Origin of the sequence: Paenibacillus sp. FSL M7-0896 (assembly GCF_037975415.1) — a bacterium.
Lineage (GTDB): Bacteria > Bacillota > Bacilli > Paenibacillales > Paenibacillaceae > Paenibacillus_AQ > Paenibacillus_AQ silagei.
This window is the reverse complement of the sequence record NZ_CP150250.1, coordinates 3,600,629-3,616,614: the sequence shown is the minus strand read 5'-3', so window position 1 is coordinate 3,616,614 and position 15,986 is coordinate 3,600,629. Positions and strand designations below refer to the sequence as shown.

Annotated in this window: 7 protein-coding genes; 1 reads left to right on the top strand and 6 read right to left on the bottom strand. The window is 50.1% G+C overall.

Annotation, left to right across the window (positions count from 1 at the left end; all coding sequences use genetic code 11):
• Window positions 1-11: 11 nt before the first annotated feature.
• Window positions 12-968 (bottom strand): sugar kinase, encoded by a 957-nt coding sequence (locus MKY12_RS15210; protein ID WP_339314425.1) that lies wholly within the window; start codon window positions 966-968, stop codon window positions 12-14.
• Between the two features lie 260 nt (window positions 969-1,228).
• On the opposite strand from MKY12_RS15210, the gene MKY12_RS15205 reads away from it, so the two are divergent.
• Complete coding sequence (locus MKY12_RS15205; RefSeq protein ID WP_339314423.1) at window positions 1,229-1,858, top strand: FadR/GntR family transcriptional regulator; 630 nt, start codon at window positions 1,229-1,231, stop codon at window positions 1,856-1,858.
• Window positions 1,859-2,012: 154 nt separating this feature from the next.
• Here the strand turns inward: MKY12_RS15205 and MKY12_RS15200 are convergent, their stop codons facing one another.
• The 5 genes from MKY12_RS15200 to MKY12_RS15180 all read right to left on the bottom strand — a co-directional run bounded on the left by MKY12_RS15200 (window position 2,013) and on the right by MKY12_RS15180 (window position 15,880).
• Window positions 2,013-3,434, bottom strand: a complete 1,422-nt coding sequence (locus MKY12_RS15200) for a glycoside hydrolase family 32 protein (protein WP_339314421.1) — start codon at window positions 3,432-3,434, stop codon at window positions 2,013-2,015.
• A 111-nt stretch (window positions 3,435-3,545) separates the two neighbouring features.
• Entirely contained in the window at window positions 3,546-9,287 is a 5,742-nt protein-coding gene (locus MKY12_RS15195) for a GH32 C-terminal domain-containing protein (protein WP_339314419.1), read from the bottom strand.
• Window positions 9,288-9,481: 194 nt separating this feature from the next.
• Window positions 9,482-11,761: a GH32 C-terminal domain-containing protein gene (locus tag MKY12_RS15190; RefSeq protein ID WP_339314417.1), complete on the bottom strand. Its 2,280-nt coding sequence runs from the start codon at window positions 11,759-11,761 to the stop codon at window positions 9,482-9,484.
• Window positions 11,758-14,229, bottom strand: coding sequence for a PfkB family carbohydrate kinase (locus MKY12_RS15185; protein ID WP_339314415.1), 2,472 nt, complete (start codon window positions 14,227-14,229; stop codon window positions 11,758-11,760). Before MKY12_RS15185 ends, MKY12_RS15190 begins: the two co-directional genes overlap by 4 nt.
• Before the next feature lie 25 nt (window positions 14,230-14,254).
• Entirely contained in the window at window positions 14,255-15,880 is a 1,626-nt protein-coding gene (locus tag MKY12_RS15180) for an ABC transporter substrate-binding protein (protein WP_339314413.1), read from the bottom strand.
• Window positions 15,881-15,986 lie beyond the last annotated feature (106 nt).

The window sequence follows — 15,986 nt, the reverse complement described above, 5'->3', positions numbered from 1 at the left end:
AATGCCCTCACTTACCGGATAATATCCTCCACGCCGCTTCCCCCGGTCAAGAGAAGTTCCACATCCTGCCGGGCCGGGAGACCTTCAACGTCGCCGCTTACCCCGACAACAATGGAACCGACAGCATTGCCGCGCCGCACAGCAGAAGGCAGCTCCTCTCCCTGGAGCAAACCGCTTATAAAGCCTGCGGCAAAACCGTCTCCGGCACCCATCGGATCAATGAGTCTCTTCACGGGAAACCCGGGCTCAGTTCCTGAGATTCGTCCGTTACTGTAATAAGCCCCGTCCGCGCCGAGCTTGATAACGGCAGCGCCGGCACCGGCTTTCAGCAACCGGTCTGCGACCTCTGCAGGGTCACTACATCCTGTCAGGAACTGTCCCTCTTCCATACCGGGGAGCACGTAGTCGGCAAGAGCCGCGATTTCGTTAAGAACACGATAAGCCTCTTCTCTGTTCCACAGCTTCCAGCGGATATTGGGATCAAATACAATGGTTGTACCGTGTTTTTTGGCCGCTTCCAGGGCCCGAAAGGTTAATCTCCTGCACTCATGGCTAAGCGCCGGAGTAATACCCGTAACATGCAGGATGCGGGCACCTTCAACATAAGCCTCATTAAGCTCCTCCGCTTGCATCAGGCTGGCCGCCGATTGTTTGCGGTAGTAGTACACCTGTATTTGGTCCGGGGATATTTGTTCTTTGAAGAACACTCCCGTCGACGCTTCATCTGTAACCCTGACTTCGGAAGTATCAACGCCATGTCCTCTGACGAACTGCCTGATATACCGTCCAAATGGATCATTTCCGAGCTTGCTGAACCAGCCTGTGGTATGCCCCATTCGGGCAAGTCCAATGGCCACATTGGTCTCAGCTCCTGCAACATGCTTGTGAAAACCATTCACATACTCCAGGGGAACCATCCGGTCCGGTGCTAGAAGTACCATGGTTTCCCCAAAGGTTACGACCTCCATTGCCCCTCCTCCTTCTGCTGTTTCACTAATTGAGTCTCCTCGTAAAGATCGTATCTTTTACATAAATTTTCGTTATAGATATGATCTTTACGGTATGATCATATTATCTTGCTCTTCGCCAGTCAATACTAAATCAATGGTCAGACGTATCTGTTTATTGTCACGAAGCTCATATGCTAGAATGAATGTATTCCAAGTCAAAGGGACGGCTAATTATGAAACAGAATAAACAAACCGCGTTTCAAGCGACAATAGAGCTTATGAAGCAGAAAATTATAGGTGGGGAATGGGCTCCGGGAGACCGGCTCCCTACTCTTCAGCAGCTGGCTGTTGATTTCTCTGTTAGTGTCACTACAGTACGTGAGGCGCTGCGGATATTAGAGAGTCAGGGGAATGTCAGCATTGAGCACGGGCGCGGGATGTATGTACGGAATGATCCGCTGCTGCTGGATGATCCGGCGGTCGTCTTAGAGGAATTAGACAACATTTCGATCGTGGATCTGCTGGAAGCCAGACTGCTCATTGAGCCTGAACTTGCCGCTTTAGCCGCGAAGCGGGCCGATCAGGATCAGATCCGCCGGCTGCGGGTACTGGCGGATCGAATGGTGCAGCAAATGGAGGAAGGAGGCTCCTTCTTCGAGACCGACCTCGCCTTTCATCAGTTAATCGCCGAAGGGGCAGCCAATCCGGTGGTGGCGCGGATGCTCCATTCGATTCTTCCCTTGCTGGCCGAAGGACGCAAGCAGACCAATACGCTGCCCAATATGCGGACCAAGGCTTCCAATTACCATGTTCTGATCGCCATTGCCATCGAGGAACGGCAAAGCGAAACAGCCCGGCAGCTAATGGAAAGCCATATTCAGAGTATGCTGACTACCCTTAAGCAGTAGTTATCAAAGTAAATAAGAAGCAGTATGTCCCGTTCCCTTAAAAGAAAAAGACCTGTGCGGGGCACGGGTCTTTTTCTTCTTTACTAACACAGTTCCATCACTAACAGGTTGTGTCTAGTAGTTGGTTCTGTTTAAATGCTGACTCCACCTTGAATTATACAGTTTCGATTTTGAGCCGGCTAAACTCCACTGTGCCCTGGCTAACGAAAACGGCAAGTTTACCATGTTGAATATCGTATATTCTGGCACTCAGCGCCACTTCCCCACCGACATAAATCTCGCAAATTGTATGATCGATAAACACCTTCAGCTCATACTCCTGATCCGGCAGCAGCTTGAGTGGACGTTCCAGTTCCACATCGTAAGGAAAGGTTTTGCCCCCCTCCTCCGTTTGCATTATCGGTCCACGAAAGGTAATCCGGCTTCGTTCGGGTTCCAGCGTGATATAGTAGGCAATATCCAGACCCTTATCTGCCCTTAGCATGATCCCCAGACCCTGAGTCATCTCCGAGAAACGAACGGTTGCAGAAATTTTGCACAAGTCAGGCAGCTCTTCCTGTGAGATACAACCTGCAAAGGCATACGGAGATTCGCAGAGCAGCACATCGTCCGTGATCGACCAATCTCCGATGATTCCCTCAAACTTCGCAGGTACTTTTTCAGCAAAAGCAGAGTCAACCGTTTCCGGAACCTTCACGCCTAATGTCCCATCCGGACGTTGAATAATTTCATGCACAATCATATTGCCGCCCCAATCCCAGGTGTCATAATCTTTGCCTGGAGCTTTGGGCGGGTTCCAGCCGAACAGGTCGTCATCCTTCGTTGGATTCCAGCCGAATAGATAACGCTTCTGCCCATCCGATACCGACTTGGCCGCATAATAAGCCCGTCCATCAAATGCTTCTTCCTGCGGTGTAATCCACGGTCCGTTCAAGGAACGACTCATCCGGTAAAAGGTGCCGAAACGCCCTGTATATGAAGAATAGATCAGGTACCACCAGTCCCCCATCTGGAACAGGTCAGGGCATTCATGCGCTCCCACATGCAGCTTCGGTGCATAGAGCGGTTCCCGGTACTCCCAATGCTTGAGATCCTTGGACGACAGCATACCGGTACAGCCTTTACGGTTAGTCGGTCCTTTGGCCAGTGCGGCGATCAGCATCCAGTATTGCCCTTCTTCTTCATTCCAGAACACAAAGGGATCACGCCAGTCCGCCAGCTCATAAATTTCGCCGTCCGGACCAAAAGTGTCTTCAGGAATCGGCTCCCATGTTCGCAGATCCTTGCTAACGGCATGGCAGGCAAACTGTTTCCCTTCGGGAAAGATACAGTAGAACATGTGATAGACATCGTCCACTTTGAGAATATGTCCGGTCCCGCCTTCGATTTTGCAGGCTCCTTCTTCCCGGTAATTCACAAAATCTTTCGTGCCAAGAAGATGCCAGCCCTGATCAAGACCTTCGCGGTAATTGTCTCTCCACCCGTGCAGATAAAACAGTTTAAACTCTCTATCTTCATAGTAAGGAATTACATCCCCCACCCAAGCGTTGTCTGGACGATAAAAAAATTTTTTCATTAATAATTCCTCCCTCTTCCTTAAGTATGATGATACTCGGTATAAAGCAGAGAAAGCCGGAGTCATGGCGAAGGCGGACATCACCTTGCCTCCCCGGCTTTTCCTTCGCCATTATTGATTGACTGTATCCAGCAACAGCGAGATGATTTGCGCGCTTTCCGCACGATTTACGGTTTCATGTGGCATGAATAACTGGTTGCCGCGCCCGGTAACTAATCCGAGCTCCTGTAAGGCAGCTACTGCATCTACAGCCCATGCACTAATCGTACCGGCATCTTTGAAATTACTCCTTTGACCGAAGACAGGATTCTGCCGTGTATGAAACAAATACGCCTTGTGGATCATGGATGCCATTTCTTCACGGCTTATGGTTTCCTCAGGGGCAAAGGTATCTGTGCTTCTTCCCGTTACAATTCCCGCTTCGTATGCTACGGCAATGGAAGAAGCGTACCATTCCGTGGATTCTACATCTTTGAATGCGGTTAAGTTCGTCCCTGTTATTCCAAGTGCCCGAGTGATCAGGGAAGCGAACTCCGCTCTGCTTACCTTTTGCTTCGGTGCGAAATCCGTCTCACTCACACCCAAGACAATTTGCTTCGCAGCCATTCTTTTGATTACGTCATAGGCCCAATAAGAGGTATGAACATCTTCAAAGGTTTTGTCATAGGTAAGGATGGCAAATTTACTGAAATGGTTCACTTGTGCATTCCATTTACCGTCTGAATAGCTTCCGCCCCTATACTCCAGTCTGCCGTCCGTAGCGATGTTATAGATACCCGTCAGATCCTGGCGGGAATTCTCTTTTGCACTCAGCCTGATGGTGACCGGTTTGGAGAATTTCTCAAGTGTAAGCATCGTTCCATCGGCTTTTACAATAGCCAATTTGAAGTCATAGACCTCTCCTATTGCGGAGATGTCCGCATGATTCTTTTTTCCGGCTTGTGCAAGCAGCTCTTTACTTTGCTCTGAAGATAATGCATCCATTTCAATAGAGATTTTCGACTGCCCAAGCTCGCTGTCAGTAACCAGCGCCTGTAACCCCTTTAATACCTCTGCAGGAACTTCGATTTCCACATCTGTGTTCTTAACTTTCAGAGCATTCTTGCCGTCATTAGCCGCCATAGTCACAGGAAATAGCACCTGCCGCTCGCCCTTTGCCAGTTCGAATGCCAAATTGCCCTGACTCTCCGGTTTGCTTACCGGAACCACCGGCTTCCCCGGAAGATTGCTTGGAACGGCTGTGTCAGTCGGGTTGGCCGTGTGGGCTGGTTCACTTGGAAGGGCTGGATCTGGCGGATCAGTTGGATCAGTCGGGTTATTCGGATTCACCGGATGCTGCACCTTAACCGGTACATTGAAATCATCGACATTAATATGTCCGAACCCGCCTGTGGATTGGTCAACCACCTTAATATAGAGCTCCTCGCCGATATACTGCGAAGCATCCCAGATCTTCCGCTGATACTCCTCATAGTTGGTCGCAGTCTCTTTGAATAGCTCTTTGCCGTCCGATGCCCGGACCAGCGCAACATACAGCTTATCGATATCACGCCCGCCGCTGACCAGGAAGTTGAGCTTGCCGTTCCCGCCAAGGACGAAATTCTGCGATTTCAGCGTTCCCGTCAAGCTGTCACCGCCGGCCGCCTCGTTGAAGCCCCACAAATGATATCCTCCCGGAATTTTATGCGACGGATTGAAGTAGATCGTGTCCCAGAAGAACTTGGCATCGGTCACATGGACATCCTGGAAGGCATCTCCTTCCGTAATCCAGCCTGTTAAGTCTCCTGTAGCAAAATCGTGGTTAGGCAGATCCCTAATATCGGTGTATACAGAGTTGTCCCAGTTGTCAGGCACATCAACGGGAGCAGCCGGTTCACCCGTCAAAGCATTCATATTCCATACTTCCATCGACTTGACTGTAATATCGTTGTCGGCCCAAACTTGCAAGCCCAAGGAATCGTATCTTCCCACGTAGACGCGGGTTGTCAGTTTTTTCTTGTAATTTGCAAAGGCTTCGACAACAGAGCGGTCCAGGAAAATATGCAGCTTCAGGTTCTCTCCGTCCAGATCCACGGCCCCGCCTTGAATCCCGTCTACGCGTACATCCGGATCAATGCTGCTCTTGGTCCGGTCCACATTGAAGGTCCCGTTTGTCTTGTCATAGTAAATCAGTGTCTCCTCCTGACCGTTATCGGAGCGACGCACTTTGAGACCGAATTTCTGGGCTTCACCCGGATCAATTTCCATCACAATCTCCAGCATGTCGCCTTTGACACTCCGGATCAATTGATTGGCGGCAGCCAAATTCTCGTCCGTGAAATCAACCACCTTATCTCCCCGGAGACTCTGCAATTCCTCAATGGGCTCAATGCGCAATTCATCATGCTCATCCAGGCTCAGGGAAACCGGCAGTGCCAGATTATGAGCCCATCCAGCCTGATATTCAGCCTGCGGCGTTCTTACATTTTGCACCATAGAGTATACGACCGTTCTTCCGTCAGGTGTAACCATCCCGCTCTCTGCGGTCAAATATCCATCTCCCACATCCATTTTGGAAGGCGCGTCCTGATCAGGTATAAACTTGTAATTATCTCTATCCCAGGTTCCAATCCAGTAAAAGACTTCAACATCTCTTTGCACATCGTCAGCTGGAGGAACCTGCTCTGGCTTCTCAGGGGGATTAACCATGAAAATGTATTTTTGTTGTCCTGTACTGTCCTCACCTAACGGCAATAATACCGGCAGCTCCCATACCGTACCAAGCTCCGGATAAAGATTTCTGTCACTAACGTATAAAGGCCCCTTATACTCCCAGTTGTACATATCGTCAGACACATACACCAGAGCTGTACCGCTGCTGAAGTCTTGAAGACCGGATGTCACCAGCTGATACCACTTGTCGGTCTCTTGGTCATACCATACAAACGGGTCACGGAACTCATTATGGATGCCGTTGCCGTTCTGCTCCGTTACCGGCTCAGGATATTTCACCCATTGCTCCAGACTAGGGTCGGACAGATCTGCGGGAGTCGCCAGGCCCGTTCTTTGATTTGGTGACAAAGAGTCATTGCCGGCAGTATAGAACAGAACAGGATTGCCGTCACGGTCATACGCTGCGCTGCCTGACCACACACCGTCAGGATCAAGCGTACCCGCTTCCGGCGCAAGTGCAGGCCTCACATTTTCCCAATGCACCATATCGTCACTCACCCAATGTCCCCAGTGGATTTGATGCCAGAATGGCCCCTGCGGGTTGTGCTGATAAAATAAATGATACTTGCCGTTATAATAAATCGGTGCATGTGCTTCATTCATCCAGTTTTGCGGAGGCATCGCATGGTACTGCGGACGGTGCTGATCACCGTCAAACACACTGGGATCCTCGTCAATGTCACCGTTTGGAATCTCAGGAACCACGCCGCCGTGAAGCGCCTTCACATTCTTATACTCAGCAAGGATCTCTTGACCCGTGAGCGCTTTGTTCTGCAGCTTCACTTCATCGATAAGTCCGCTGAACATATTATAGGAGAACAATCCCGCAAACTCTGCAGATTTATTGTTTTTTCCGATAATCAGCTTTTCCGTAGAAGGGGTTATCGGAACGTTGACAGGGGTTGCCCCATAAGCCACTTCTTGACCATTTAGATATAATTTAATGATTCCGTCCGTTTTGTCGAACGTAGCTGCTACGTAATTCCATTTATACTTTTCGAGTGGATGGTCTTTGACCCATACCTGAATCCACTGTCCGCCAATGCCGACCTGCATTGACCATGTGCCGTGCCGGTACATCCCCAAAGCGAAACCTTCGGTCTTATCCTGATCAGACTGGTTCACGATAGCAGACAGCTTGTTTCCGTCTCCCCATTCATAGCTGCGTGGAGCGACCCAAGCCTCAAGCGTTAACGCGTCACTTACTGGAATGGCATCCTTTGCATTAACCTCGATATCATTAGAGTATCCATCGAATAGCAAGGCGCCGCCTTTGACTCCGCGCGGAGTCCATCTTGGATCTTTGGAGTCCATATATCTGGCGTTATTAAATACGTAGTTTACATCATGCTCAAGATTGCTCACTTGCTCAAGCGCCTTTTTTCCTGCGCCTTCATCCAGGTTCATGTAGAAAATGGTTCCCGTACTATTCGCTTGAAAAGCGTCAACGGAGATGCGGGCTTGATCAGATTGATCTATAACTTTGATATACAGACTCTTGTTGTAGTGCTTCTGCATTTTCCAGGAAATTTTCTCATTCGCACTGACTACAGCAGTTTTCTCAAGCAACGCATTAGTGCTGGCATCATATAATGCGACATAGACCTCCTGAGGATTAACGATATCTACAACAGTGAAGTTTATTGTCCCGGTCCCTCGAAGTGTAAAGATATTGGAGGTAATCGAACCCTGTCCTTCCAAAGTGGACTTGGCATAATAGTTACCTTCTTTACCAGCTTGGGCATCATTGTCCACTTGAAAAGCGTTGCCCTGAGCAGTCCAGCTCTCTAAATTTCCGGTTTCAAAGCTGTGATTCTGGATTTCGGTCGGCATAATGTTATCCGCCATAACTCCTTCTTCCGGTACAAGCTCATTGAAGGTGTGGAAGGCGTCCGCAAAGATTACTCCCCAATCCGCGTGAGCATTATCCACGATCTCCACATACAGCTTCTTTCCGATATACTTGGAGAGATCGGCTTTATACTGCTCCATATTCGCAAGTCTCAGGCCCTGTGCCGGATCCGGGAACCCGGACTCGTTAAATTCGGTGTTGCCATACCTGGAAATTAGTTCACCTGTGTCCGCATTGATAACGTTCACATACACTTGATCCGTATGCTTGCCTCCGCCCAGTCTGAAGGTAATCCAGCCTGTTCCGCCCAGCTCGAAGGTACTCGAACGAAGCTTGCCGGTCGCCGCCTCGTTATACTTCAATCCATTTAAATGATAAGTGCCTTCCTGGTTATAAGGGATTTGTTCAACCCAATAGGTGGTTTCGTCCGACACGCTGTTCGGTCCAAACGCTTCGCCTTCGACAACTGTCCAGCCTGTTAAGTTCCCGGTTTCAAAGCCGGGATTCTCAATTTGATAGCGTTTGAAATCCGGCTTGATATCCGTGGCGGTAATTCCTTCCGCAGGCTCGGACTCATGGTACATGAAGAAGGCGTCTGCAAATACCACTCCCCAATCCGAGGTGGCATTATCAACGATTTCCACATACAGCTTTTTGCCCAAATATTCGGAAAGATCCGCCTTATATTGCTCCATATTGGCAAGCCGCAGACCTTGTGCAGGGTTCGGGAAGCCGACATCGGCAAAAGCGCTATTGCCATACCTCGCAATCACTTGTCCCGATTCAGCCTCCACGACATTGATATAAGCCTTGTTTGGATTTTTGGCACCGCCAAGCTTGAAGCTGATCCATCCGCTGCCGCCGAGCTCGAAGATGCTGGAACGAAGCACACCGGTCGCAGCTTCGTCATGCTTCCAGCCGTTTAGATGATAAGCCCCTTCCTGATTGTACGGGATTTGTTCCGCCCACCAGGTGGATTCACCCGATACACTGTCCTGGCCGAACGCTTGGCCTCTGACAACGGTCCAGCCTGATATATCCCCGGTTTCAAATCCCGGATTCTGGATTTGATAGACTGTATCCGTAACTGACAACCCTTCGTCAGCCTGGGTAATTGAATAGACCGCATCCGTAACCGACAATCCTGCGTCAGCCTTAGGGGTGAATGTCTCCCGAGTGCCTACTCCAGCTCCGGCTGCAGCCGAGATTCCGGGAGCTACAAGCTGAAGAACCATCACCCCTGCAACCATTCTGGAGATCCATGCTTTGTTTCTTTTGGCTTCTTTCATCAACGAGCCTCCTTCATCATTTCTTATTCATGAAATCATTCATACGTATTTTTGAAATGACTCTCCGGATACAAGGATGCATAGTCATGAAGTAAGAGAGACGTGAATGAAGCGGTTTCATATCGAGGGAGCAAAGTGGCTTAAGTGTTTGTTGCATTATCCATGGTATAGTAAGGAGCGCCTAGGCGCTCCCATTACCATATAGATTGCATATCCCATATTTCCATGGACTTAACCAGCGGTTCCCCATCGCCCCAGATCTCAAGTCCCAGAGCATCCTTGCGGCTCGGATACACCCGGGTGGTCAGACTTTTCAATCCGTTGGCATATGCTTCGACCATAGAGCGGTCCAAATAGATGTGCAGCTTCAGGTTTTCTCCTAACAATTCCAGCTTGCCTCCTTGAATCCCGCTACACTTTTCACCCGGGTGCAGTGTCGTTTTCGTGCGGTCCACAAGGAACTTAGCTTTATTACAGTCATAAACCAGCAGTGTCTCTTCTTCCCCATCCGGTGTACACCGGACTTTGATTCCGAGTTGTCCGGCATTGCCCGGCTCCAGTTCCAGCTGAATCTCAAGCATGTCGCCTTGTACATCCCCCAGTAGCAGATTAGCTTCAGCCAACGACTTGTCTTGGAGGGATAGCCGCTTGGTGCCCCGCAGCGACTCCAGTTCCTGAATCGGTTCTATTCCCAATCGCCCATCATCTCTTAAATACACGCTTAACGGCAAACCTCCGTTATGAGCCCAGCCCGATTTGTATTCCATCTCTGACGTACGGTCCCCTTGGGCAATTGTGAACACAATATTTCTGCCCGTTTTCGGATCAACCATGCCGCTCGGACCGGTAAAATGGAAATCACCGACATCTATCAGTTGCGGTTCTTCTTGATCCGGAATAAATGACAGCTCATCCTTCTCCAGTTGCCCGATCCAATAGAATACCTCAACATCGGCACCCTTTCCTACAGGACTAACCAGCAGAAGATGCTTGCTGTCCCCTTTGTTGTCAGTGCCTAAGGGAAGAAGTACAGGCAATTCCCAGATGGGGCCAAGATAAGGGAACTTCTGAATATCCGCCTGATAGAAAGGACCTTTATACGTCCAATTCAGCATATCCTGCGAGGCAAATGCTAATGCTGCCCCGCCTTCGCCCTCAATTCCCGATCCTACCAGGGCATACCAGCCGTCCTCATCCTTCCACACGAACGGGTCCCGGAAATCTCCGAATGCGCCCATCCCCTTCTGCTGCACGATGAGCGGCTCCGGGTGTTTAATCCACGTAATGAGATCCGGGTCTCCGTCCTGCGGATAAGTGCTACGGGCAAGTGCGACGCTCTGATTCGGTGAAGCACTATCATTGCCTGCTGTAAAGAACAGAACCGGCAGCCCCTCTGCATCATAAGCCGCACTTCCCGACCAGATCCCATCCGGGGCGAGCTGATCCCTCTCAGGCGCCAGCGCTACAGGGAGATCACGCCAATGCACCAGATCTTCACTCACCCAATGTCCCCAGTGGATATGATGAAAGTACGGTCCTTGCGGATTGTGCTGATAGAACAAATGATATTGCCCGTCAAAATATATTGGCGCATGAGGCTCGTTCATCCAATGTGCCGGAGGGCTGACATGATACTGCGGCCTGTGCCGGTCCGTAAGCAGAGGTATACGATCCAGCTTAATGTCGTCATATTTTAACTTCGGCCGGACGCCTCCTTGTGCGGAATCCAACACTTCCTGATAAAAAGCTGCTGCTTCCTCGTTACTCAGGGCACGGTTATAAATCTTCATCTCATCCATGATCCCGCTGAACATATGAAGGCTGAACACTTCGGCAAGCCTGCTGCCGTGATTATTCCTGCCGATGAACAAATCCGTGTCCATCGCCTCCGCTATGCGGGAACCGCGGGGCACAGCAGCCGATGTGATTACGGTGCCGTTCAGCAGCAGCTTGATTTCACCCGCTTCTCCATCGAATACGGCGTTCACATAAGACCACTCATTCTTGGGAAGTTCATAACCGTCCGGCGACCAGATTTCCTTCCATTCTCCTCCCTCAAGCCCGATTTGGAAGGACCAGGAGCCATGACGGAACATGCCGAGCAGATATCCCTGCCTAGTCTTGTTATTGTAGCGGTTCACTATGGCAGCCAGTTTGCCTTCATGTCCCCACTCATAGGTGCGCGGGGCAATCCATACTCCAATGCTGAGAGCCGATAGAAATTCCGGCTCTCCGTTACGCTCTTCTCCGTGGACAGAATGAGCAATATACGTTGAGTAACCATCGAAGAGGAGAGCACTTCCTGCTACTCCCTGTCTCCACGGCGGAGTACAAGGATCGGTAAACTCCGCATTATTGAATACATAATGAATCTCATCTACCGTCTTAGTGACGCTCTCCATAGCGCTTGCTCCGCTTCCTTCATCGAAAGCCCAATGCATCATTAGTCCCCGGTCACCTTCATGGCCGCTCATTCGTCATTCCTCCCTTGAGACTGCCTTGTACTAACACTTGGAATCTGAATGGACTTCAGCGTATGGATTTGAAGCGAGTTCAGAACAGCCTGTCCTGATTGTGTGCTTACCTGGATATTCTCAATCGGAGCATCCGGGAAAATCTGATCGGTTAGCACAACCAGACCATTAGCTGCATAAACTTCAACTGCATTGCGATCCAGCCAGATGTGCAGCTTAAGCTTGCCGTTCGCAGCGGCCAGCCTGGCACCGTGACGGCTTGCGAACGCCGGGTGGAAATCCGTCAGACCACTTTTTGAACGGTCCGTGAACAGCCATTCCTGAGCAGGGTCATATCCGATAATAATTTCGCTCTGCTGTCCGACAGATTGCAGATGGATATATACCGCGTCCCCGGATAGGATATCAATCTCTCCTTCAATTTCTAAAAGATCACTATTCATCTGCTGTCTAAAAGGAGTCGCCGGCGTAATTGTGATATCGTTCCAGCTCATAGATTCATTCCGCAGCTGCTCTATTTCCCGGACAGGCATTTGGCTCAGCACGACACTTCCGTCCTTACTGGTCAGGGACATGGCACGGGGCAAAGTCATCGCACCTCTCCAGGAGCCGGTAGGCGTCTCGTTGGCATATTTCCAGTTGCTCATCCATCCGATGATTACGCGGCGTCCGTCCTGCTCCGGAATATCGGACCAGGTAACTCCCGCATAATTATCTCTTCCATAGTCAAGCCACAGTATATGATCCGCAGGATTGTCATTGATGAACGTCTTTCCATCGAACTCTCCAATAAAATATTGTGTGCGCGATCCCTCCGGACAATTGGGATGATCTCCGATGCTGATGATCAGCACCCATTTCGAACGCCCGGTGTCATCCACCGGCAGTTGAAACAGATCAGGGCATTCCCAGACGCCGTCATGTGACCCTTCTTCTCTACCGAATTCACCGGTCAGCGACCATTCACGCAGATTCTCGGATGCGTAGAACCGGGCATGATCTCCAGCGACAATCACCATAATCCACCGTTCACTTTCCGCATGCCAGAACACCTTGGGGTCCCGGAAGTCTATCAGTTCTTCCTCGGCCAGCACCGGATTTCCGTTATATTTATGCCAGTTCATGCCCTTATCGCTGCTGTACGCCAGGCTCTGCCGCTGGCGCGGCTGCCCTGTATCCGGATGGTGATCGGCATGCGTAAAGAGCGCGACAAGTCCATCCGAATCTTCAAATAAGCCGCTGCTGTTATTCCAATCCACTACACAGCATCCCGAAAAGATTGCTCCGTGCTCATCCGGAAATAGAGCAATAGGCGCGTGCTCCCATTGAATCAGGTCTTCACTGACAGCATGGCCCCAGTGCATTGGTCCCCATTTATTACCGTAAGGATGATGCTGATAGAATAGATGATAGCTTCCCTCATAATAGACTAATCCGTTCGGATCATTGGCCCAACTGGAGGGTGGTGAAAAGTGAAACCCTGGTCTGAATTGCTCATCATTATTGTGGTTCCCAGACTCTATCATCTGGTTAATCTCTTCTGTCGTCGGCATAGAACCAAGAGCCCCCTTTCGTGTGGTTACTAACGCTCCGCCGGCATTGGAAAAAATCAGCATACTGGTAATTTGCTGGTTGGTCAGCTCCTGCAGGGAACTTCCGCTTTCTAAAAGCTTGTATAACAAACAGCCTAGAAAAGCATCGCCTGCTCCTGTCGTGTCGATTGCTTTGACCTTAAAGCCCGGCACATATCCATCCTGACCAGCCAACCGGTAATAGCAGCCTTTTTCCGCTAAAGTGACGACGAGGAGTCCGATGTCATATTGCTGCTGGAGTTCTTGTACGCCTTTTTCAAGATCGCTGCTGCCAGTAACAAAAGCTAGCTCTTCTTCCGAGATTTTCAACACATCGGCAAAATTCATCCCCCAGAGAATATTCTGTCTGGCCTCCTCCTTACTCTCCCATAACGCAAATCGGATGTTAGGATCAAACGACAGTAGAACCCCTGCTTCCTTCGCTCTGCGGACTGCCGTCCGGGTTGCCGTGCGGGCAGGCTCATGGGTCATCGACAGCGAGCCGAAATGCAGCACCTGACAAGCTTCAATCTGCCCCAGCGAAACATCCTGCGCGTGTAAGAAGGTATCTGCCCCCGGCTTCCGGATGAAGCTGAAAGAGCGGTCCCCCTGGTCATCCAGGTGAACAAAGGCCAATGTTGTACTCGCTTCATTGGTAACCGACACTCCTGTTACATCTACCCCGCTGTTATGCAGTGCATTTTGCAGCAATGAACCGAAGGGGTCTTCCCCAACTTTGCTGATCAGTGCTGATCTGGCACCCAGACGTGAGAGTGCTGCGGCTACGTTTGCCGGAGCCCCCCCTGGATTGCATTCAAACAGCCCGTTACCTCCTGCTGTCTGGCCTGCCGGTGTAAAGTCTATCAACACTTCTCCTATTGCGATGACATCAAGCACAGTTTCTCCCCCACCTAACTTCTATTTATTTTTTCAGATTTGCATTATATCGATCCAACCCTTTTTGATAGATCTCCATCAGTTCATTCAGGCCCATCTTGTCCAGTGTTTTAATGTAGTTGTCCCAAGCCTTATCTGCGCCGCCCTCTACAATGAATCTTCCTCTCTGGGTATTTACATATTTAATCAGCTCTGGCTCGATCTTGTTGATGGTGTCCAGTTCCTCCGGCTCAAAGAAGATACTCGGATAGTTTTCCTTTTCCATATATGGATTGTAATATTGCTCGAGATCTTTAGCGCGCTGCTGAGCCCGGGGTTCCATGTCCACCACTTTACCGAAGTCATCGATAGTAATGACACCAGGTGCGCCCGATCCCGGAGCAACCTTCTGGCGGAATTCACCTGCTGAGGCTCCTTCAGGAAGCGGTAAATTCACCAGTTTTCCGTTTTCGTCCTTCTTGTACACGACATCCAGCGGTCCCCAGTGGATTTGAGCAGCCATGTAAGGCTCATACTGCTGGTCAATCCAGCGCATGGTGATTTCCGGATTGCTGTCCGCTTTGGTAATGGCAAACGACCCTCGGCCTGGACCTCCGCCATTCGCGCGTCCAATCGTTTGCTCTCCATTCGCGCCTTTGAGCGGAGATAAGAGTACATAATCCTTGGCACGTTCGGTTCCGACAACTTCTTCGACTTCCCACCAGATATAAGATCCCAGTGTCTCATCTGTCGTTTTGCCTTTGGCCAGATACTGTGCAGCATCCTGGGTGAAGGATTCCGGATCAATCAGGCCCTGCTTATACCATTTTTCATGGAAATAATTCAGGGCTTCCTTATATTCAGGCTGAGTTGCGGTGAAAATGACTTTTCCATCACGGACGACACGGTGCTCCAGATTATCCGGGAGACCAAAGGCCCCGAATAGTCCGGCAATATCCATGCACCACTGCATATGCATGAAGCTTAACGGGATTTCATCCTGCTTGCCGTTGCCGTTCGGATCTTTTGTTTTGAAGGCAAGCAGCGCTTCCGTGTATTCATCCAGCGTTTCCGGTACTTTTAGGCCCAGCTTATCCAGCCAGCTTTTATTAATGACGTGGAAGAAAGGGTTGGTTCCAAGATTGTTTTCTTCCCAGGACGGCAGCCCGTAGATATGCCCATCCGGCGCTGTGATCGATGATTTGATATCAGGACGGCGATCCAGAAGCGCTTTCAGGTTAGGTGCATACTGATCAATTAAATCCTCCAGCGGAATAAGTGTTCCATCTTTACCGTAATTGATCAGCTCGTAATCAGTGAATCCGGCGGCATAGAAGGCATCCGGCAAATCGCCACTTGCAAGCAGCAGGTTTTTCTTTTCTGTATAATCGGTATCCGGGATGTTCTCCCAATCAATCTTCACATTGGTTTCCTGCTCCAGCCGCTTGAAGATTTCCATCTCTGAGAACTCTGGTGCCAGGGCCGCCTTCGGGGCTACCATTTTTAACGACACGGGTTTGTTTACAACAGGAAGACCAGTTGCATTGAAATTGTCTTTCTGATTGGAATTCTCCGCCTGATTGTTTGTCCCGTTACCGTTACCCGAACATCCGCTCAGCGCAAACGCTCCGGCCAATACCAGAATCCCCGCATTTTTAAATAAAGAACTCATTTTCGATAACCTCCCTTTTATTCATTCCGCCTGCTAATTACTCCTGTTTTGGTTTCACCTATTGCTCTGAATATGCGGTGCATCCCCCCTTTCAAGTACCGCGTCA

Bases quoted from the DNA above. Each gene is read 5' to 3' on its own strand.
- MKY12_RS15180 (WP_339314413.1), bottom strand. From the start codon at position 15,880: ATGAGTTCTTTATTTAAAAATGCGGGGATTCTGGTATTGGCCGGAGCG.
- MKY12_RS15190 (WP_339314417.1), bottom strand. From the start codon at position 11,761: ATGAGCGGCCATGAAGGTGACCGGGGACTAATGATGCATTGGGCTTTC.
- MKY12_RS15205 (WP_339314423.1), top strand. From the start codon at position 1,229: ATGAAGCAGAAAATTATAGGTGGGGAATGGGCTCCGGGAGACCGGCTC.
- MKY12_RS15200 (WP_339314421.1), bottom strand. From the start codon at position 3,434: ATGAAAAAATTTTTTTATCGTCCAGACAACGCTTGGGTGGGGGATGTA.
- MKY12_RS15195 (WP_339314419.1), bottom strand. From the start codon at position 9,287: ATGAAAGAAGCCAAAAGAAACAAAGCATGGATCTCCAGAATGGTTGCA.
- MKY12_RS15210 (WP_339314425.1), bottom strand. From the start codon at position 968: ATGGAGGTCGTAACCTTTGGGGAAACCATGGTACTTCTAGCACCGGAC.